The sequence below is a fragment of the Candidatus Moraniibacteriota bacterium genome, assembly GCA_016699875.1.
GTDB lineage: Bacteria > Patescibacteriota > Minisyncoccia > Moranbacterales > UBA1568.
Genome location: CP064989.1, coordinates 849,173 through 869,185 on the forward strand (window position 1 = coordinate 849,173; position 20,013 = coordinate 869,185).

A 20,013-nucleotide genomic window follows, 5' to 3' on the forward strand; every position below is an offset into this window, starting at 1 on the left:
AAGATACAAGAATATGACAGACAGAATGCAGAATGCCGATCCGTCGGATTTTCGGAGAATGTTGATTGAATCGCCGGGACAGTTTCGTGTAGGATTTGAGTTGGGGAAGGCGGTTTTCGTATCGGGGACGTATTCCTCGATAGAGATTTCCGGTATGGGTGGGTCGGCGTTACCGGGGAATCTTCTGCGTGTTTATTTGGCGGATCTTTTCCGTCGCTTTGATGGGAAGCATCCAATTGCTATTTATCAGAATCGCTTCTACGGTCTTCCTCACGAGGCATATCAAGAAGGGTGTCTGAATTTTATTTGTTCATATTCCGGCAACACCGAAGAAACCGTCGCCGCGTTCGAGGAGGCGCTGAAGCGAAATCTGCCGTCGGTGGGCATATCGGCTGGAGGTCGAATAGAAGCACTCTGTCGCGAACACCATATTCCGCACATCAAACTCCCGATTCCGTTTGAGAATTTCCAGCCGCGCGTCGGCACAGGGTACTTCTTTGGGGCGATATTTGGAGTGTTGGCACAGCTTGGAATGGTGACGGATACCTGTGATGAGCTTGTTGGCGAAGCTGAGGCGGTTTCCCGGGAAATGGCTCATCTCGAGGAACAAGGAGAACTTCTTGCTGAGAAGATTGTCGGGAAGACACCGGTTATCTATGCGGATACGCGATACAAATCCGTTGCCATGATTTGGAAAATAAAAATGAACGAAAATGCCAAAACTCCTGCGTTTTGGAATTTCTTTCCCGAGCTCAATCACAACGAGATGGTGGGATTTACGAATCCTCAGGGGAAGTTTTTTCTCATCTTGCTGCTCGACAGTGAGGGAAACGCGCAGATGCGGAAGCGATTTGAAGTTACAGCGAAAATTCTTGAGAGTCGCGGCGTATCGTCGGAAACAATAGATATGGGCGAGGGAAGCGTTTTTACGAAAATGTTTCGCATGATCTTTCTTGGTGATTGGGCGTCGTACTATTTGGCACTGCGTTACGGTGTTGATCCGACGCCGGTCGATATGGTGGAGGAGCTCAAGAAATCGTTGGCATAGTTTTTGGAGAGAGCTTCGTGTATCCGGGATATTTTGTGTGTGGCAGGTTAGGTTATTGTGCATTGATGGTGTAGATGAGTGCGCCCCTGATCCGGGTCGGTTCTTTGGATAAAGAAAGGTAGTAAGGGGATATGGCGGAATTGGTAGACGCGCTGGCTTCAGGAGCCAGTTCTCGCAAGAGAGTGAGAGTTCGAGTCTCTCTATCCCCACACCGATAGCAATGACTTTGTTGTGCTAAAATGTTTGGAATTGCGAGTGTATGCCTGGTCGATGGCAGATACTCTTCTTCCTTCTTTGTCGCATGCTTGTGCGGCTCTCACAGTGTTTTTGCTTTTTCATTTGGTAATTGCAGTTTTTATTTTTTGCATATGACAGAATCATCATCTTTATCTCCCGCTTCGAGCGATTTTACTCCCGGGAGCTCGAGGCGTCCGCGGAATTTTCCGCGAAGGAGATCGTTTGGCGCAAATGATCAAAATAAACAGGGGATTCGTTCGGATCGATCCGGCGAAGCGTCAGGCTCTCGAAATCATCATCGGGGAAGTTTTTCCCGCCACAATGTCAGCGGAGGTCGAACAAGTGAGTCCGGAAGGAAACCACTTGACTTAGGATCTATCTCATCATTTTTGGCAGAGCCACTTCGCAATATCTCTTTCGAGCGGGATCGGAAATTTGTTGCCGCATCGGATATGGCAACATCGAACCAGCTGGGAGCGCGCTTGCAAAGACCGGAGAGATCCCGAGAGAGCCAGCCGATGCCTCATTCAGGGAATCGTCGCACGGATCGCCCGAGAAAATCAATGCATGCCAATAGATCGAGATCGGTCAACCGCTCGGCGGAAGCGTCGGATGATACCGTATCAATGTCGAAACAAACCGCACGTAAGTTTGCGGCGTCGCGACGGGAGCCAAAGCCGTTTCTCTTTGATCGGAACGAGGGCGGGACAGTGCCTCCTATCGGTAAGGGACTGCTTCGTGTTATTCCTGTTGGCGGTCAGGAGGAAGTCGGTCGAAACATGACGATATTCGAATATGAAAACGATATCGTGATTATCGACATGGGTGTGCAGTGGCCGGAGGCGGACATGCCCGGCATCGACTACATCGTGCCGAATATCAGTTATCTCAGGGGGAAGGAAAAAAATATCCGCGGCGTAATTTTTACGCACGGGCACCTCGATCATATCGGCGCGGCGCCTATTCTTCTCAAAGAATTGAACTACCCGCCGATTATCGGTCGCGATTTGACCATTGCTCTTGTCAAACGAAAAGTGGAGGATCATGAACAGGGTTCCACTTCTCGTCTCAAGATCGTGCCAGTTCGCTCGCTGGCCGATGTGATACAGCTGGGCGTCTTTCGGGCGAAGTTCTTCGAGGTAGAACATTCTATCATGGATGCGGTGGGCGTTGTTCTCGAGACGCCGGAGGGATCGATCATTCACATGGGTGACTGGACTATTGGTCGGGACCCGATCAATCCCAAGCCGATTACGTATACGCATCTTGCCGATCTCCCCAAGCCTACAATACTGATGCTTGAAAGTCTGGGCGCGCTCAAGTCCGGAGATTCGCCGTCGGAGCGGGAAGTGCACCGGAATTTGCAGCATCTTTTGGAGAGTGCGCCGGGACGCATTATTCTCGCGACGTTTGCTTCACAAGTGCAGCGTATCGCGTATATCATCGAATATGCCGAGCGCATCGGGAAGAAAGTGGCGCTCGAGGGTTACAGCATGAAGATGAACATGGAAATCGCCAAGGAGCTCGGGTATCTCAAGGCGAAGAAGGAGACTATCATTACCGTGAATGATATTCATAAGTATCCGGACAATCAGGTGTTGGTGATTTGCACCGGAGCACAGGGCGAACTTAATGCAGCACTTTCGAAAATTGTCACGGACAACCACCGATTTATCAAGCTGCAGAAGAAGGACACGATTGTATTTTCGTCATCGGTGATTCCGGGAAATGAGCGGAGTATACAGCGGCTCAAGGACAATCTCTACCGAAAGTGCGACAACGTGCTTCATAGCGAGACGCTCGATGCGCAGGGTATTCATCTTGATATTCATATTGGCGGGCATTCGACGGCAAAAGGTATCGAAGAGATGCTCCGGCAGGTGCGCCCGACATTTTTCTTGCCGGTCTATGCCAATCACTACTTCCTCAAGGAGGCGGCAAAGATTGCGAGTCGAATCGGATTTCCGGAGAATCGGGTCTTCGTACTTGACAACGGAGGCATTCTCGAAGTGGCGAAAGGCGAAGCAAAAGTGTTTCCAAAGAAGGCGGATTCAAGCTATGTATTCATTGATGGGCTCGGCGTCGGCGATATCGGACATGTGGTGTTGCGGGATCGGCAGATGCTCGCTCAGGACGGCATGATCGTTATCACAGTGGTCATCGATTCGAAGACAAAGAAAATAATAGGTTCGATACAGATTACGTCGCGCGGATTTATTCATGTAAAAGAAAATTTTGATTTGGTGAATGAGACAAAACGAAAGGTGACAAAAATTGTGAAAGATTCTACGTCGAAAGACACGTCACTTGATTGGAATCTTGTGAAGAACAATATTCGTGATACCGTTGGACAGTTTCTCTTCATAAAGACCGAGCGCCGACCGATGGTCTTACCGGTTATTGTCGAGGCATAAGCATTGAACGACAGCGTATGCAAATAGAGGGGGTTTCGATGTATCTGTCGAACCCCTTTTGTTGTCTCAAGCAATGTTCCGAATGGGCGGTGATGTCTGTCCATATGGAATGGCGGTCTTTATGCTTCAGTAGTAGCTATGAGATTTCTCGGTTACGATCGGGATGACAGAAACAAGGGATACGTTAGGCAACTACGGAGGCTTACGTACGAATTTTCTGAAATGATATACTGGAGGCATCTCTTTGCAATTTTCTATGAAACAATCAGAACCCTCTTCGCCTGAGGAGCTGCTTCTCGGACTGTCATCCCATGAGGCGCATGATCGCTTGGAGCGATTTGGCGAGAATGTTCTTTCACCTCGCCGGCGTATAAACCCGGTTCTTGCATTTTTCAGGGAGTTTTCGAGTCCACTTCTCATTATTCTCCTGGCGGTTTCTTTCGTTTCCTTCTTCTTTCTCGGGCAGCGAACCAATGCGACGATTATCTTTGCTATGGTATTAATCTCGGCGGTTGTCGACTTTGCCAATACGTTCCGGTCGGAGCGTGCCGTGGAGCGACTTGCGGAGCGCGTGCGAACACTCTCTCGCGTGCGTCGCGACGGCAAAGAAAGAGAAGTTGATGCCAGAAGTCTTGTTCCGGACGATATCGTACTCCTCTCTGCGGGGAGTCTCATTCCGGCGGATGCGGACGTACTTGAAGCTCGAGACTTTTTCGTTAATCAGTCGGCGTTTACCGGCGAATCATTTCCGGCGGAAAAGCGTCCGCTGGGCAATCGAACGCAGGCGGAACGCCTGACTGAACGGGACGACCGAGTATTTATGGGCACAAGTGTCGTGTCCGGATTTGCAACCGTTCGTGTCGCTTTGACGGGAGCACAGACGGAATATGGGAAAATTGCCTCGGGTGTTTCCCGGGAGAAAAGCGAGACTGATTTTGAACGGAATATTCGCGGATTCAGTCTCTTCGTGATGCGCCTCAACTTTGTACTGGTCGGGCTGGTGCTTTTGGTGAATACGCTTCTGGGACGAGACTTTATCGAGTCATTGACATTCTCAATTGCAATCGCTATCGGACTGACGCCTGAGCTTCTACCGGTCATGCTCTCGGTTTCACTCGCGCGCGGATCGGTACGCATGGCAAAGAAGCATGCTATCGTTAAGAATCTTTCGTCCATACAAAATTTTGGCAGCATGACGGTGCTTTGTACCGACAAAACAGGAACGCTTACGCAAGACAAGATCACGCTCATCAAGCACATCGACGGAGATGGACATGACTCTGAAGAGGTATTCTTTTATTCGTATCTCAACAGTGCTTATCAAACAGGAGTTAAGAATCCGCTTGATCGGGCGATTGTGGAACACGGAAAGCCGGATATATCCTCCTATGAAAAAGTGGATGAAGTGCCGTTTGACTTTGTGCGGCGTCGTGAGTCTCTGGTGGTGGCGAATCGCGGCAAGAAGATATTGACTACCAAGGGCGCTCCAGAGCACGTGCTTCCCATCGTGTCGTCTATCCGTATTGCCGGGAAAGACGTGGCGATAGATGAAGATCGACAGAGAGCTCTTCGGGAATCGGCGGAGACTCTCTTCGGAGAAGGGTTTCGCGTTTTGGCGATTGCCACGAAGACACTCGATGCTGATGATTACACTTACGATGCTGCTGATGAGTCGGACATGACATTTGTCGGGTTTGCCGCATTTCTCGACCCGCCAAAGAAAGATGCGATGCAAACCATTCGCGAGCTATCCGATGTTGGTGTCGCGGTAAAGATTCTTACGGGAGACAGCGATACGCTGACACGGAAAATCTGCGCGGATATCGGTATACCGGTTCTGGGAACCGTACTCGGGAAAGATATCGATCGGCTGTCTGAGTCAGAAGTGGCAAAACTCGCGCTTAAGACCACGATATTTGCCCGTGTGACGCCGGCAGAGAAAGAGCGTATTATTCAAGCGCTTCGCACGCTCCCTGACACGGTGGTCGGCTATATGGGCGATGGCATCAATGATGTAACGGCGCTGCATGCCGCTGACATCGGTATATCGGTTGAGAATGCGGTCCCGGTTGCCAAGGATGCGGCGAATATTATTCTCCTCGAGAAGAGCTTCTCGGTGCTCAAAGACGGTATTGAGGAGGGAAGGAAGACCTTTCAAAACACACTCAAATATATTCGCATGTGGATCTCATCGAACTTTGGCAATATGTTTTCGATGATGGGCGCCTCGGCTATCTTGCCGTTTCTTCCGATGAGTCCGCAGCAGATTCTTCTCAATAACTTTCTCTACGATTCCTCTCAGGTGGGACTGCCGATGGATCGCGTGGATCGAGAATCTATCACGCGTCCTGCGCGGTGGGACTTCAGTGGCATACGCCGATTCATGATTATCTTTGGCACGATCAGTTCAGTGTTCGATTTCCTGACATTTGGTGTGCTCTTTCTTTTCTTTGGACTCAATGAGGGTGTCTTTCAAACGGGATGGTTTTTGGAATCGCTTGCGACACAGGTGCTTGTCATATTCATTGTTCGCACGAGGCACATCCCGTTTTTCCGAAGCGTGCCGGGAGGATTTCTCATTGCCAATGCGCTTCTTGTCGTTGCAACCGGCTGGCTCATCGCGCTTTCGCCGTTTGGGCGCATATTCGGTTTCGAGCTTCTGCCGATACCGGTTTTTCTCTCAGTGGTTGGCATCACGATCGCTTATCTCCTCTCGGTTGAAATTGCCAAGCGCATCTTCGAAAAGACCGTTCGTCTGGAAGGTTGAATTTGCTATCCAACCATTGACGGTGGATGATGACTATGTTACAGTGTTGCATGGGGAATCCCAATCACTTTCGAGGAGGTGTGATATGCAAGCACAATTTGTTCCTTTTGATTTTTTTGGAGACCTGTTTTTTGGAAGGATTTGGCACTTGGATCGTTGGAGGGAATTGCTGGCGGTATACCACAGCGCAACGCCTGGCAGCTTCATGAGCGCAGTCAGATCGGATGATATTGGAGAGGACGTTCCGAGTTTCACGCTTAATTCAGACAAATCTCAAGTCACTCTAGAGGAATGGGCAAAAAGTAACGGCATGTTTGATGAATTGATGTCTATTGGTGAATGAATGTTCGGACCCTGCAGGATGAATCTTGTAGGGTCTTGATTTTGCGTTTTACTGAGGAATTGCGTACACTGTCTTGACTATGAGGAAGAATTTTTGGCAGGAGTTGCCGAAGCCGTTCTTTGCACTTGCGCCGATGGCGGGAGTGACGGATACGGTGTTTCGGCAAATTATTGCGCGACGTGCGAAACCGGATGTGTTCTGGACAGAGTTTGTGTCGTGTGACGGAATATGTTCACGCGGGCGCGAAGCTCTCCTGCGGGATTTTATCTTTACAGAAATCGAGCGGCCGATCGTAGCGCAAGTATTTGGAGCGACGCCGAAACATTTCTACGAGACAGCGCGGCTCGTTGTTTCGCTTGGATTTGATGGCATCGATATCAATATGGGGTGCCCGGACAAAGCGGTGGTGGCGCAGGGCGCGGGCGCCGCACTCATCCGAACGCCGGAACTTGCGCGCGATATTATCAGCGCTACGAGAGAAGGTATCATGTCTGCCGGTTCCTCGATGTCTCTTTCGGTGAAGACGCGAACCGGATTCGATCGCGATGAAGTGGACACCTGGATTCCAACACTGCTCGATATGCAGCTTGACGCGCTCACGATTCACGCGCGGACCAAGAAAGAGCTGTCGGATGTGCCAGCCCGTTGGGACGATGTCGCGCGAGTGGTTTCGCTCGCGCGAGGTACGGACACGCTTGTCATCGGTAATGGTGATGTGCGCGATCTCGCCGATGCAAAGCAAAAGGCGAATGAAACGGGCGCCGATGGCGTGATGATGGGTCGCGCAATATTTGGAAATCCGTGGGCATTTGAAAAAAACGGAAAAATTCCAACCGTTCAAGAAAAAATCCGGGCGCTTGTCGAGCATACGCGCCTCTATGAGGAAACCTGGGGGAGTACCAAGAGTTTCGATCTTATGAAGAAACACTACAAAGCGTATGCGAACGGCTTTTCGAATGCGTCGGATCTTCGTGTGCAACTGATGCTCTGTCGAGACGCTGATGAAGTGGCGAGTGTTGTTGAAAGTTTTCTACACGCAACAACCATATGAAAGCAACCTTTTCTGATCGGGTGCGCGCTGTGGTGGCGCGGATTCCCAGAGGCGAGACGATGACCTACAAACAGGTAGCGGAATGTGCGGGGAGTCCACGTGCTTTTCGTGCGGTCGGAAATATTCTCAACAAGAATTATGATCCGAGTATTCCATGCCACCGCGTCGTCCGAAGCGATGGAAGCACTGGCGGATACAATCGTGGTGCGGAGAAGAAGCGGGAGATATTGCAGGAGGAACGTTTCGATCTCGACAAGACAGTGCGAGAATGTTAATGTGCGACTACTGTTCTTAACCAACTGAAAGGAGTGTTTCATGAGTACCTTTTATGGTGGCTTGCTTGGGTTGGATGAAAATTCTTTGTATGATCTTGGAAGAGTGATAGGCGAAATATCAGAAAAAAGACCTGATATTACCCACCGAATACTTGTTGGTATTCGAGATGGGATGGTAGATGCCAAGTCCTTTTCTGGGTATGGGTTTGGTGAACTACTAGAAGCACTGGAGCGGCATTATCGGTCTTCTTGCTCTATTAATCAAGATGTTGCTCCTTCTATCCCGTTTGTGAAGTCGAACACCCTCTCAGGTTCTGGGAGGCTTCGGTTTCAAATAATTCCTTGAAAGCGTTCATCTGAAAGGTTGCCAGTGCCGATATCGTCTCATAATGTCGTAATTGATGTAAGTGACAGCCTGTACAGATATGCGAAGGAGCAGGCGGGTAAGCCGTTTGATCCGAATACACCGCGCGTGACGGAAAAAGAAAGGAGAATCCTAAGAAATGGTCGGCTGTCGAAAGAATGAAAACTAAGGTGGAAATCCAATAAGAGTGTTGTCTTGGGAGTATAATTGCGCTACACTGTTCAATCAGTTGTAGCGTGTTTTTTATGCCGAAAAAGGCGAAAGTCGAGGCGCATTTGCCGCAGGAGTGGATTACGGTGAAGGGGGCGCGGACGCACAATTTGAAAAATATCACCGTGTCGATTCCGCGAGGAAAGATGACGGCATTTACCGGACTCTCGGGGTCGGGGAAGTCTTCGCTCGCCTTCGATACGATATTCGCCGAGGGGCAGCGGCGGTATGTCGAGTCGCTCTCGGCATATGCGCGGCAGTTCTTGAACCAAATGCAGAAGCCGGATGTCGACGAAATCGAAGGGCTCTCGCCGGCGATTTCGATCGATCAGAAATCGCGCTCATCCAATCCGAGATCGACTGTGGCGACGATTACCGAAATCTATGACTACTTGCGCGTGCTCTACGCGCGCATCGGGCGGCCGCATTGTCTTCTCTGCGGGCGGGAAATCTCCAAACTTTCGACGGACGAAATGATCGGATTCATTTCGGAGCGAGCGGCGGCATCGAGTACGAAGGAATCGCTTCGTATTCTGGCGCCGGTGGTGCGCGGGCGGAAGGGTGAATACTATCAGCTTCTCTATGATGCGCTTGGCAAAGGGTTTTCAGAAGCTCGAATTGATGGCGAGATGAAGAGTCTGCGCGAGCGCGTCGTGCTCTCAAAACACAAGGCGCATACTATTGACCTCTTGGTCGATACAATACCTGTGTCGGAACTCTCGAGTACGATGTGGAGCGAGGATGCGGCGATGCGTCTCCGTGAGGCGGTGGAACGATCGCTTGAGGAATCGGAAGGACTCGTCAAAGTCGTGATCGGCGAAGATGAGAAACTTCTGTCGTCGAAATACTCCTGCCCCTACGACGGGTTTTCATATCCGGAGGTTGAGCCGCGATTGTTTTCGTTCAATTCTCCCTATGGCGCGTGTCCGGAATGCAACGGACTGGGTACGAAGCATTTCTTCGGAAGCGATCCGTGCCCGGTGTGTCATGGGAGCCGCTTGCGCGAAGAGGCGCTTCAGGTAAAGGTATGCGGCAAGAACATCGTGGAATTCTCCGGCATGGTGATCGGCGAAGCGAAGGCGTTTCTCGATACGGCGGCGCTTGATGATCGCGAACGAGCTATTGCGGCGGTGGTTCTCCGGGAAATCGGCAGCCGCTTGAAGTTTCTTCTCGATGTCGGACTTGAGTATCTCTCGCTTGATCGCCGCGCCAATACGCTCTCGGGCGGCGAGTCGCAGCGCATTCGTCTGGCGTCGCAGCTGGGAAGTCGGTTGGTGGGCGCGCTTTATGTATTGGATGAGCCGACGATCGGTCTGCACCCGCGCGACAATGATCGTCTCATCAAGACACTCGTTGAGTTGCGCAATCTCGGCAATACGATTATCGTCGTTGAGCATGATGAAGATACGATTTTCGCTTCCGACTATATTGTCGATATCGGACCCAAAGCCGGCGTGCATGGCGGCGAAGTGGTGGTATCCGGATTTCTCGAAGAATTGCTGACGGCGAAGAAAAACGAATCGAAGTCGCTCACGCTTTCGTATCTCCGTGGCGAGTCGATTATTCCGGTGCCGGAGCGGCGGCGTACGAAAGAGAAGGGTGCGGTAAAGATTCGTGGTGGCAGGGCATTCAATATCAAGAATATGGATGCGGATATTCCGCTCGGGCGCATCGTGGCGATTACTGGCGTGTCCGGATCTGGCAAGTCATCATTTCTCTATGAGATTCTCTATCAAAATCTTCGTGCGCGACTTGATCGGCGATATCGGAGTCCGAAGACGGTAAATTGCGCTTCATTCACGGGGACGGAATATCTCTCTCGCGCCGTGCTGATTGACCAGTCGCCAATCGGGCGGACACCGCGCTCCAACCCGGCGACCTATACCGGCATGTGGACGCATATTCGCGATATGTTTGCGTTGACTCCGGAAGCGCGCTTGCGCGGGTGGCGATCGGGGCGGTTCTCATTCAATGTGAAGGGCGGGCGATGTGAGACGTGTGAAGGAAACGGACAGATTGCGGTCGAGATGCACTTCTTGCCGACCGTGTACGTGCCGTGCGATGTCTGTGGCGGGAAACGCTTTACCAAGGAAACGCTCGAAGTGACCTACAAGCACAAAAGTATCTATGATGTTCTTCGGATGACCGTCGAAGAAGCGCGAGAATTTTTCAAGGACATTCCCGCGATTGCGGATCGCTTACAGACGCTCCTTGACGTGGGGCTTGGCTATCTCGAACTTGGACAGTCAGCGACGACGCTCTCGGGCGGAGAGGCGCAACGCATAAAAATTGCGAGCGAACTCTATCGCCCCAATCTTCAACGAACGATGTATCTTCTCGATGAGCCGACCGTCGGGCTCCATTATGAGGATGTGCGAAAGCTTATCGAAATTCTCGACCGGCTCGTCGAAAAGGGAAACACGGTCGTAACCATTGAACACAATATGGATATCTTGAAGAGCGCCGATTATATCCTCGATATCGGCCCCGAAGGTGGCGCAGGCGGTGGCTGCCTCGTTGGGAAAGGCACTCCCGAACAAGTCGCCAACAATCCGAAGTCACACACGGGCATATATTTGAAACGGGTGTTGAAACACGCGCGGTAATATACCCATAGACCTTTGTTTATTCTGTGATTTCTCGTAGATTTCTTGGTGCTATGCAGACCAAACGGATTGTGACAATTGGCGGGGGGACGGGGAGTTTTACGTTGCTGCAGGGATTGAAGCGGCACCCGTTTCGGCTTTCGGCAATTGTTTCCATGGCGGACGACGGCGGATCGACCGGGGTGCTTCGTGATGAGCTTGGGGTATTGCCGCCGGGCGATGTGCGGCAGTGTCTCGTGGCGCTTTCGCAGTCGTCGGACAAGATGCGCGAACTCATGAACTATCGTTTCGAAGACGGGGGACTCAAGGGGCATAGTTTCGGCAACTTGTTCTTGTCGGCACTCGAGAAGATGGAGGGGAATTTTTCAGAAGGCGTCCAGCGGGCAATGGAAATACTGAATGTGTGCGGTGAAGTGATTCCCGTCACCGATGACGATGCACATCTCGAGATGAAACTTTCCGATGGAACGATATTGCGAGGAGAAAATGAGATTAATCATGCGGAGACATTGCAGGAGTCCGGCATTGAAAAGTTCTCTTTTGCAAAGCCGGTTCGGGCGAGCACTCTTGCTTTGAAACGAATTGGCGAGGCGGATGCGATTGTGATCGGACCGGGGAATTTTTACTGCAGCCTCTTGCCCAATATGCTCATCAAGAGCTGCGCAAGAGCGATACGCGATGCGTCGGCGCGGGTGATATTTGTCGCCAACCTGACGAATAAGCGCGGGCATACGAGCGGCTGGAATATCGGGGACTTTGTGCGGGAACTGGAGAAGTATATCGGGCATGGCCGTGTGGATTTCGTTGTCTGGAATGCGCGGAAGCCCAGCGGAGAACTCATTCGGAAATATGAAGAGCAGGAAGGAGAAGGCATGCTGGTTGACTTTGATCGGGAAGGAGATGATTCTCGCACGTACCGCGTGCTCCGCGCCGATATCGTGTCGGATCGCGCGCCGGTTGCGCAGGGAAGCGACGCAATCGCGACGACACGCTCGTTTATTCGCCACGATCCGGATCGTCTGGCGCAGGCAATTGCTTTCTTGGTCCATTTTGATTCAAAGAAGCGCGTTATTCACGATATCGTATGAATATTGAAATGTTTGAAAATCAATATCGAAAACAGTTGCCCGACTCTCCGGGGGTGTATTTTTTCGTGGACGAACAGGGGCGGATACTGTATATCGGCAAGGCGACGTCGCTTCGGGATCGGGTGAAAAGTTATTTCATGCAAGACATGCTCCTGACACGCGGACCGAAAATTGTGCGGATGCTTGAACTTGCGACGGATATCAAATGGCAAGAAGCCGACTCGGCGCTCGAAGCACTGCTTCTTGAAGCAAATCTTATTCACAAGCATCGGCCGCCGTACAATACAGACGCGAAAGATGACAAGAGCTGGAATCATGTTGTGATCACGAAGGAGAAATTTCCGCGAGTGCTTATTGAACGCGGTAGAAGATTGGAAGATCGAATATCGAATGCGGAAGAGGGAAGTAAGAATAAAGAATTTGGAATGAAGATTCGGGCGATGTTCGGACCGTTCCCGAGCGGCGGGTCGCTCAAGGAGGCGGTGAAAATTGTGCGGAAAATTTTTCCGTTTCGGGATACTTGCACGCCGTTTGATAATGCTGCAAGCAAAGAAGATGCAATCAAATCTGCTCGTCATGCTTCTCGACGAAGGAGAGATGTGAGGGGGTGTTTTAACTCGCAAATAGGATTGTGCCCCGGCGTCTGCACGGGTGATATATCGGCGCGGGAATATGGCAAGACGATACGAAATATAATTTTGTTCTTCGAGGGGAAGAAATCGACTCTCGTGCGTATGCTGGAACGCGAAATGAAATCCGAGGCGAGAGCGCTTCGATTTGAGCGTGCAAGCGAAATTAAGAAAACGCTCTTTGCACTTTCGCATATTCAAGATGTGGCGCTTTTGAAGAAAAGCATATTCGATATTTCTTCGTCTGAGCGTTCCGGCGAATCGGAAGGAAAACAGAGAATAGAATCGTACGATGTGGCACACTTGGGCGGAACGGATACGGTTGGCGTGATGACAGTGGTGGAGAATGGAAAGTCCAACAATCAAGCATATCGGAAATTTATTCTTCGAGGTGAGGCGCGCGGAAATGATTTGGCGGCACTTGAAGAAGTATTGAGGCGCCGCTTCAAACACAGCGAGTGGGGATTGCCGACACTCATTGTCGTTGATGGGTCAAACCTTCAGAGACATGTAGCCGAAGCGGTATTGCGTGATTTTTCGATTGATATCCCGATTGTTTCTGTTCTGAAAGACGAGCATCATCGGCCAAAGGGGGTGCTCGGACCAAGAAAGGAGCGAATGGCTCATCAAGAATCCATACTCCTTGCCAATAGCGAGGCGCACCGATTTGCAATTTCTTTTCATCGGAAGCGCAGAGGACGGGCTTTCTTAAGACAGTGATCTGATTTTTTGTCTGTTTCCAGCTCACCTGCTACACTGACGGTAACAGAGAATTTCTTTGTATTTTCTTACAGATTCCTATTATGGGTGCAACGAAAAAAATTCTTATTATAGAGGATGAGAAACCGTTGTCTCGGGCGTTGGAATTAAAACTGACGCATGTCGGATTTGAGACGAAAACCGCCGTGAACGGCGAAGAAGGGCTGTCTCTCTTGCAGAAGGAATCGTTCGATCTTGTTCTGACGGATTTGGTTATGCCGAAGGTGGATGGGTTTGCCGTGCTTTCGGCACTGAAGGAGCGAGGCAATACGACGCCGGTGATTGTATTGACCAATTTAAGCCAAGCGGAAGATGAGTCACGAGCGAGAACTCTTGGCGCATCGGGCTTTTTGGTAAAATCGGATATCTCTGTCGCTGAAATTGTCGAACGTATAAAGTACGTGTTCGAAGAGGCATGAGTTTTTCTCCGGATCGGTTTTCTTGAGGGAGCAAAAATAAAAAGAGGGATTTTATGGATATCAGTGCGGAGGACATCAAGAGGATTCTTCTCGAGGGGAGTTATGTGGCGCAGGACGATATTCGGAAGACAGAAATAAAAGCGGAGGCTCGGGGAATTTCTCTGACGAAGCTTCTCTTAGAGGAGGGATTGATGAGCAAGGATCTTTTGGGACAGGCGATTGCCGAATCGCTCGGTGTGTCGTATTCCGATTTGAATTCCGCATCTGTCTCACCGGAGCAGGTGAGGCGAATTCCCGAAGAGATTGCAAAGAAATATCGCGCGGTTGTTTTTTCCGAAAAACAAGACACTGTTACCATTGCAACAGATTCTCCTCGAGAAGAGGTGATGATTTCAGAGATTGCCCCGATTTTTACTGGCAAGAAAATTGTTACAACTTATTCACTTCCGGAGGACATCGAGTCACTTTTTATTCATTACAAGAAATCGCTCGAGACGCGCTTCTCAAAGATTCTTGAAGATAATAGCCAGGTTGCTTCGGGATTTCTGGAGGAGATATTCGAAGATGCGGTTGAGTTTCGGGCATCGGATATTCATTTTGAGCCGAATGAGAGTAGTGTGGTTATTCGGTTTCGTATCGATGGCGTCTTGCAAAATGCCGGAACGCTTCCGAAAGAATACTACGATACGCTATTGAATCGAATCAAGGTGAAGAGCGGTTTGCGTATCGACGAGCACTTCTCGGCACAGGACGGATCGCTACGGTATGGAAAAGGCGATGGAGCGGTTGATATGCGGGTCTCGATTGTCCCGACTGTCGAGGGAGAAAAAGCAGTGTTGAGAGTGCTCTCTTCCTATATTGAGGGGCTCTCGTTGGCAGATATCGGTCTTTCTTCCGAGAATCAGGAAGTGTTGCAAACGTCTGCCAAGAAGCCGTTCGGCATGATCTTGGTCGTGGGACCGACGGGAAGCGGGAAGACAACGACGCTGTATTCATTGCTGAAACTTCTGAATAGCCCCGATGCGAACATTACCACTATCGAAGATCCGGTCGAATACAAAGTGAGAGGAATAAATCAGATTCAAGTGAATGCGCGAACGAACTTGACATTTGCTCAGGGCTTGCGTTCGATTGTCCGTCAAGATCCCGATACGATTCTTGTGGGGGAGATACGTGATCGGGAAACAGCGGAAATCGCAGTGAATGCGGCACTCACCGGACATTTGCTTCTCTCAACCTTTCACGCGAATGATGCAGCGACAGCACTCCCTCGGCTGGTTGATATGGGCATTGAATCGTTTCTCTTAGCCTCGACGCTTGATATCATCGTAGCGCAACGTTTGGTACGAAAGATATGTGCGGCATGCCGATCGGGAGTTTCGGCGTCTGTTCTCAGTGGAAAGCTCGGCGCGGTATCTCGGTCTGTTTTGACGACATATTTCCCTGAGGAGTCGGCCACATTTTATGAAGGAAAGGGATGCGCTCTGTGTAGCGGCACGGGATATAAAGGGCGAACGGCGCTTTTTGAATGCATACGTATCACGCCTGCCATGCAGGATCTTATTGTGAAAAAACCGTCGACGCAAGAAATATGGAAGTTGGCAAGAGAGGAAGGTTCACTTTCCTTGTTTGAAGACGGCGTCCTTAAGGTGAAGAATGGCATTACTACTGCAGAGGAGTTGTTCCGTGTCGCTGAGCCGCCAAATGTATGAGTAATGCAACATCGGCATCTCATCGCCTATTCGCCACGGTTGGATTGGGGAAGGAGTTGGATTATTTGGTTGAGAATTTGAGCATGCTTGTGTCGGCGGGTATGCCTGTTTCGAGCGCGCTTGATGCGATCGCCGAAGAAACGCAGTCTCATCGAATGAAACGCGCTATTCTCTCGATGCGCACTGATATCGAGAGCGGATTGACGCTCTGGGCAGCTTTGGAAAGAAGCGGATTGTTCCGAGAACATGTAGTATCGCTTGTCCGCATCGGCGAAGAATCCGGAAGGCTGGTTGAGAATCTGAAAGTAGTATCGGTTGAAGAAGAAAAAGATCGGCTTTTCCGTTCCAAACTTCGATCGGCAATGACGTATCCGATCTTTGTGCTCCTAGTGACAGCGGTTGTCGGTATCGGTATTGCATGGTTTATCTTGCCGAAACTCGCGTTGGTATTCTCACAGTTAAAGATTGCTCTTCCGTGGATCACCAAAGCACTGATTAGTGTGGGCGTGTTTCTGAATGCGTCCGGCTGGAAGGTGCTTCCAGCGGGGTCGATCGTGATTGCGGTACTTTTTTATTTCGCATTCTTCTTCCCGAAGACCAAGGTTATCGGACAGTACTTTCTGCTCTTCATTCCCGGAGTAAAGCAGTTGATATCGGAGGTTGAAATGGCGCGGTTCGGATTTCTTTTGGGGACGCTTCTTTCCGCGGGAATACCGGTGGTAAAGTCTCTTGACTCTTTAGTGAGAGCGACTGATTCTGTCCCGTACAGAAAACTTTTTCTGTATCTGCGTAATTCTATTGAAGCGGGAAACTCTTTTCAAAAAAGCTTTGCTTTGTTGCGTCGCGGAGACCGTCGAATATCTCGGCCTATTCAACAACTCATCGTTGCGGCTGAACGATCCGGAAATCTTCCGGAAACATTCTTGAAGATAGGATCGACGTACGAAGGCAAAGCGGATGCGACGACGAAAAATCTCACGGTTATTTTGGAGCCGATCCTATTGGTTCTCGTATGGCTCGGAGTGGTCGGAGTGGCGCTTGCGGTTATTCTTCCGATCTACAGTCTGGTAGGCGGACTCAACCAGAATGAAGATTCGACAGCGTCTATGCAGTCAACTACCGAACAGCCTCTCTCGGTCAATTCTTCTCCCGAATCCCCGGAAAGCGGATCGTTGGCCGAACCGCAAGCAATTCCAGAGACCGGTGCTGCATTGTCGGGAGAAACGCCCAATGTTCTGCCAGTGATTCGCGTGCAAGAAACGAATGTTGGATACTTGAATGTTCGCGATATCCCTGCGGCGTCGGGTGCGCTGGTGGGGAAGGTGGTTCCGGGCGATACGCTCTCGTATACGGAAGAACGGGATGGCTGGTTCTCGGTTGTCTTGCCGAATGGAGAGTCCGGCTGGGTGTCCGGAGATTATGTGGAAAGAGTAACTGAACAATCGCCATGAGATCGTCGGCCCATGCTTTCACTCTGCTTGAAGTCATGCTCTCACTTGCGGCTATGGCGGCGATTGCGGGTATTTCCGTGCCGATCTATCAATCGTTTCAAGTAAGAAATGATTTGGATATTGCGGCAACGACTATAGCGGAGAGTTATCGTCGTGCTACGGTGCTCGCGCAGGCATCGGACGGCGATGCTAGTTGGGGAGTGCGCATTCAATCGGGAGGCGTCACCCTTTTTAAGGGGGCGAGCTATGCGGCTCGGGACGCTTCGTTCGATGAGTTTTTTCCCGTTCCGACAGGCATTGTTCCGTCAGGGATGTCCGAGGCAATTTTCGCGAAGTTTACCGGCATGCCAATGGCGACCGGCACCGTAACACTCACCTCTTCCGCCAATGAAACACGAACCATCACAATCAATACCAAGGGCATGGTTGATTACTGAGAAATTCCGCGGATTTTCGCTTGTGGAAGTGCTTCTTTCGGGCGCAGTTTTCTCGCTCCTGGTGACAGCCTTGGTGGGGGTGTATCTCTATGGCGAAGAGTCGACCGCTCTCGCGGGGAATCGAGCGCGAGCAGTCTTTTTTGCGGAAGAAGGGCTTGAAGCGGTGCGGAATATTCGTGATGCGAACTTTACTAATCTTTCTAATGGCACATACGGACTTGCAGTATCCGGAGGACAATGGAATTTCTCTGGCTCTTCCGATACAAACGGTATTTTCACGCGAGAAGTTGTCATTAGTTCGGCGGGTATGAACCGGAAGGATGTCGAAGTAACGGTTTCTTGGCAGCAAAATGCCAGTCGGATCGGTCAGGTATCTCTTACCTCGCGTTTTACCCATTGGCAGGAGGGTTCTGCTGCCTCGTCTTCGTGTACGGAATTTGTTATTCCGCTTGGCTATAGCCAGGGAACGTGTCGGCAGAATACGGTTCAGTGCGGTCACAATGGCGAGACACATGAGGCAGGCGGAGATGTTCTTTGCATAGGAGGACCGTCGGCGGATACCTGCTGCGCGCTTCCGTGAATCCTATGAAACAAAATGAATATAGACAATCCGGGTTTACACTGATCGAGCTGCTTCTCTATGTTGGGATCGCTTCGTTATTGCTTTTTGCTGCATCGATCATCTTGTCAATATTGCTCGAATCGCGCATCAAGAATCAGACAATAGCTGAAGTTGAGGGGCAGGGCGCGGCAGTGTTACACATTCTTGGGCAATCGGTCCGAAATGCGAGTGGCATAAATTCGCCATCTCCCGGTTCAAGTGCTTCAATGCTCTCGCTTGCTGTTGATAATTCGGGAAATAATCCGACGGTGTTTAATATTGAGTTAGGCGCGCTTCGTGTGAAAGAGGGTTCATCCGGAGCGATCAATCTCACAAATAGTCGCGTTGTCGTGTCAAACTTATCGGTAGCTAATCTTTCTCGTTCGGGTACGCTGGGAACGGTTCGGATTGAGTTTACTGTGGCGGCAAAAAACACTTCCGGACGCAATGCCTATTCTTTTTCGAAAACATTTGCAACTTCGGCTACGCTGCGACAATAGTCAACGCTGGTCGGTTTGGGACTCAAACAGTATTTTCGTTGATGCTATGTTGAATCGCAAGAAACAATCCGGGTATATCACGCTTCTCAGTATCTTGGTTGTCGGAGCGGTCGGGGTCTCGATATCCGTATCGCTCCTCTTGCTTGGGCTGGGGAATTCACGGACCGGACTCTCTCTGCAGCAAATGTACCAAGCGAAAGCGCTCGCGGATGCTTGTGCGGAAGAGGCTCTTATTGAGGTGCAGAGCTCTGTTTCGTTTGCCGGGAGCGGCTCTTTGGCAATCGGACGGGGAACCTGTTCGTACTCGGTAACGAATCAGGGCGGGCAAAATAGGACGGTGACAGCTGTGGGCACAATCGGCACAATTGTTCGGAAAACAGAAGTTATTTTGAGTAAGATTACTCCAAATATCGCTGTGATATCTTGGCAAGAGGTAAGGGATTTGTAACAAAGTATGGTATACTCGCAACATCAAGTGTTATTTTTCTGCCGCTATGCGTGACATTCGAAGAGGGTGTATTCAAAATGAGAGGCAGCGAGGATTTACCTTGCTTGAAATACTTTTGGTTGTAGCGGCAATCGGCATTCTTGCCGGCATCGTTATTCTCGCAATAAATCCGACCAAGCAGCTCGGGGACACTCGGAATGCCCAGCGCCGTTCCGATGTGAATACGATTCTGAATGCGGTTTATCAATATGCCATCGACAACAATGGCACTCTGCCAGCATCTATCACTACCACCGCAACGCCTGTTTGCAAGACGGGCGGAACCTGTACAAGTCTTATCGATTTGAGCGCGCTTACGACGAATGAGAAATACCTCGTTTCTCTGCCATACGATCCGATCGGTTCGACGACGAATAGCACCGGGTACAATATTAGCAAGTCTGCGAATGGGCGAGTGACAGTTTCAGCTCCAAGTGCCGAACAGAGCGTGACGATCAGTGTCACGAGATGACGTATGTCATGGCAGCGAAAGTGGGTGTTTGGGTTTCCTTTCCCTAAGAGAAGTGCGTGAAGAGTTTCATTGAGGATGGCGAATATTTATCTGGTGACGGCTGGATTTCTGAGAAGGCAGAAATGACAAGAAAAGAAATACGT

Annotated in this window: 19 protein-coding genes and 1 tRNA gene; all 20 read left to right on the forward strand. The window is 50.4% G+C overall.

Annotation, left to right across the window (positions count from 1 at the left end; translation table 11 throughout):
- Nucleotides 1–13 precede the first annotated feature (13 nt).
- On the forward strand, nt 14–1,048 hold the full coding sequence (locus tag IPK84_04090; GenBank protein ID QQS15520.1) for a bifunctional phosphoglucose/phosphomannose isomerase: 1,035 nt from the start codon (nt 14–16) through the stop codon (nt 1,046–1,048).
- A gap of 125 nt (nt 1,049–1,173) precedes the next feature.
- Nucleotides 1,174–1,257: transfer RNA gene (locus IPK84_04095), tRNA-Leu, on the forward strand.
- 259 nt (nt 1,258–1,516) lie between these two features.
- Nucleotides 1,517–1,657 (forward strand): hypothetical protein, encoded by a 141-nt coding sequence (locus IPK84_04100; protein ID QQS15521.1) that lies wholly within the window; start codon nt 1,517–1,519, stop codon nt 1,655–1,657.
- A 17-nt stretch (nt 1,658–1,674) separates the two neighbouring features.
- Nucleotides 1,675–3,699 carry a ribonuclease J gene (locus tag IPK84_04105; GenBank protein ID QQS15522.1) on the forward strand — a complete coding sequence of 675 codons (2,025 nt, stop codon included), beginning with the start codon at nt 1,675–1,677 and terminating at the stop codon, nt 3,697–3,699.
- Nucleotides 3,700–3,955: 256 nt separating this feature from the next.
- Nucleotides 3,956–6,466, forward strand: a complete 2,511-nt coding sequence (gene mgtA / locus IPK84_04110; protein ID QQS15523.1) for a magnesium-translocating P-type ATPase — start codon at nt 3,956–3,958, stop codon at nt 6,464–6,466.
- Between the two features lie 85 nt (nt 6,467–6,551).
- Nucleotides 6,552–6,809 carry a hypothetical protein gene (locus IPK84_04115; GenBank protein QQS15524.1) on the forward strand — a complete coding sequence of 86 codons (258 nt, stop codon included), beginning with the start codon at nt 6,552–6,554 and terminating at the stop codon, nt 6,807–6,809.
- 79 nt (nt 6,810–6,888) lie between these two features.
- Complete coding sequence (locus IPK84_04120; GenBank protein QQS15525.1) at nt 6,889–7,860, forward strand: tRNA-dihydrouridine synthase; 972 nt, start codon at nt 6,889–6,891, stop codon at nt 7,858–7,860.
- On the forward strand, nt 7,857–8,135 hold the full coding sequence (locus tag IPK84_04125) for an MGMT family protein (GenBank protein QQS15526.1): 279 nt from the start codon (nt 7,857–7,859) through the stop codon (nt 8,133–8,135). The genes IPK84_04120 and IPK84_04125 overlap by 4 nt, the downstream gene beginning before the upstream one ends.
- A gap of 370 nt (nt 8,136–8,505) precedes the next feature.
- Nucleotides 8,506–8,661, forward strand: coding sequence for a hypothetical protein (locus tag IPK84_04130; GenBank protein QQS15527.1), 156 nt, complete (start codon nt 8,506–8,508; stop codon nt 8,659–8,661).
- A gap of 83 nt (nt 8,662–8,744) precedes the next feature.
- Nucleotides 8,745–11,315, forward strand: a complete 2,571-nt coding sequence (gene uvrA, locus IPK84_04135) for an excinuclease ABC subunit UvrA (protein ID QQS15528.1) — start codon at nt 8,745–8,747, stop codon at nt 11,313–11,315.
- 53 nt (nt 11,316–11,368) lie between these two features.
- Entirely contained in the window at nt 11,369–12,403 is a 1,035-nt protein-coding gene (locus tag IPK84_04140; protein ID QQS15529.1) for a YvcK family protein, read from the forward strand.
- A complete protein-coding gene (locus IPK84_04145) occupies nt 12,400–13,752 on the forward strand; it encodes a GIY-YIG nuclease family protein (GenBank protein QQS15530.1) in 1,353 nt (450 codons plus the stop codon). The genes IPK84_04140 and IPK84_04145 overlap by 4 nt, the downstream gene beginning before the upstream one ends.
- An 83-nt stretch (nt 13,753–13,835) precedes the next feature.
- On the forward strand, nt 13,836–14,210 hold the full coding sequence (locus tag IPK84_04150) for a response regulator (GenBank protein ID QQS15531.1): 375 nt from the start codon (nt 13,836–13,838) through the stop codon (nt 14,208–14,210).
- Nucleotides 14,211–14,263: 53 nt separating this feature from the next.
- Complete coding sequence (gene tadA, locus IPK84_04155; GenBank protein QQS15532.1) at nt 14,264–15,922, forward strand: Flp pilus assembly complex ATPase component TadA; 1,659 nt, start codon at nt 14,264–14,266, stop codon at nt 15,920–15,922.
- On the forward strand, nt 15,919–17,373 hold the full coding sequence (locus tag IPK84_04160) for a type II secretion system F family protein (protein ID QQS15533.1): 1,455 nt from the start codon (nt 15,919–15,921) through the stop codon (nt 17,371–17,373). Before tadA ends, IPK84_04160 begins: the two co-directional genes overlap by 4 nt.
- A complete protein-coding gene (locus IPK84_04165; protein QQS15534.1) occupies nt 17,370–17,810 on the forward strand; it encodes a hypothetical protein in 441 nt (146 codons plus the stop codon). Before IPK84_04160 ends, IPK84_04165 begins: the two co-directional genes overlap by 4 nt.
- Nucleotides 17,761–18,390 (forward strand): hypothetical protein, encoded by a 630-nt coding sequence (locus tag IPK84_04170; GenBank protein QQS15535.1) that lies wholly within the window; start codon nt 17,761–17,763, stop codon nt 18,388–18,390. The genes IPK84_04165 and IPK84_04170 overlap by 50 nt, the downstream gene beginning before the upstream one ends.
- Nucleotides 18,391–18,395: 5 nt before the next feature.
- Nucleotides 18,396–18,911, forward strand: a complete 516-nt coding sequence (locus IPK84_04175) for a type II secretion system protein (protein ID QQS15536.1) — start codon at nt 18,396–18,398, stop codon at nt 18,909–18,911.
- Between the two features lie 46 nt (nt 18,912–18,957).
- The gene (locus tag IPK84_04180) at nt 18,958–19,359 is read left to right on the forward strand and encodes a hypothetical protein (protein ID QQS15537.1); all 402 of its coding nucleotides are present in this window, start codon (nt 18,958–18,960) and stop codon (nt 19,357–19,359) included.
- Between the two features lie 46 nt (nt 19,360–19,405).
- Nucleotides 19,406–19,870 carry a type II secretion system protein gene (locus IPK84_04185; protein QQS15538.1) on the forward strand — a complete coding sequence of 155 codons (465 nt, stop codon included), beginning with the start codon at nt 19,406–19,408 and terminating at the stop codon, nt 19,868–19,870.
- Nucleotides 19,871–20,013 lie beyond the last annotated feature (143 nt).

Excerpts from the sequence above, each read along its gene's own strand:
- IPK84_04090 (QQS15520.1), top strand. The coding sequence starts at position 14 with ATGACAGACAGAATGCAGAATGCCGATCCGTCGGATTTTCGGAGAATG.
- tadA (QQS15532.1), top strand. The coding sequence starts at position 14,264 with ATGGATATCAGTGCGGAGGACATCAAGAGGATTCTTCTCGAGGGGAGT.
- IPK84_04185 (QQS15538.1), top strand. The coding sequence starts at position 19,406 with ATGCGTGACATTCGAAGAGGGTGTATTCAAAATGAGAGGCAGCGAGGA.
- IPK84_04145 (QQS15530.1), top strand. The coding sequence starts at position 12,400 with ATGAATATTGAAATGTTTGAAAATCAATATCGAAAACAGTTGCCCGAC.
- uvrA (QQS15528.1), top strand. The coding sequence starts at position 8,745 with ATGCCGAAAAAGGCGAAAGTCGAGGCGCATTTGCCGCAGGAGTGGATT.
- IPK84_04140 (QQS15529.1), top strand. The coding sequence starts at position 11,369 with ATGCAGACCAAACGGATTGTGACAATTGGCGGGGGGACGGGGAGTTTT.
- mgtA (QQS15523.1), top strand. The coding sequence starts at position 3,956 with ATGAAACAATCAGAACCCTCTTCGCCTGAGGAGCTGCTTCTCGGACTG.
- IPK84_04120 (QQS15525.1), top strand. The coding sequence starts at position 6,889 with ATGAGGAAGAATTTTTGGCAGGAGTTGCCGAAGCCGTTCTTTGCACTT.
- IPK84_04125 (QQS15526.1), top strand. The coding sequence starts at position 7,857 with ATGAAAGCAACCTTTTCTGATCGGGTGCGCGCTGTGGTGGCGCGGATT.
- IPK84_04180 (QQS15537.1), top strand. The coding sequence starts at position 18,958 with ATGTTGAATCGCAAGAAACAATCCGGGTATATCACGCTTCTCAGTATC.
- IPK84_04170 (QQS15535.1), top strand. The coding sequence starts at position 17,761 with ATGAAACACGAACCATCACAATCAATACCAAGGGCATGGTTGATTACT.
- IPK84_04175 (QQS15536.1), top strand. The coding sequence starts at position 18,396 with ATGAAACAAAATGAATATAGACAATCCGGGTTTACACTGATCGAGCTG.
- IPK84_04160 (QQS15533.1), top strand. The coding sequence starts at position 15,919 with ATGAGTAATGCAACATCGGCATCTCATCGCCTATTCGCCACGGTTGGA.
- IPK84_04150 (QQS15531.1), top strand. The coding sequence starts at position 13,836 with ATGGGTGCAACGAAAAAAATTCTTATTATAGAGGATGAGAAACCGTTG.
- IPK84_04100 (QQS15521.1), top strand. The coding sequence starts at position 1,517 with ATGATCAAAATAAACAGGGGATTCGTTCGGATCGATCCGGCGAAGCGT.
- IPK84_04115 (QQS15524.1), top strand. The coding sequence starts at position 6,552 with ATGCAAGCACAATTTGTTCCTTTTGATTTTTTTGGAGACCTGTTTTTT.
- IPK84_04165 (QQS15534.1), top strand. The coding sequence starts at position 17,370 with ATGAGATCGTCGGCCCATGCTTTCACTCTGCTTGAAGTCATGCTCTCA.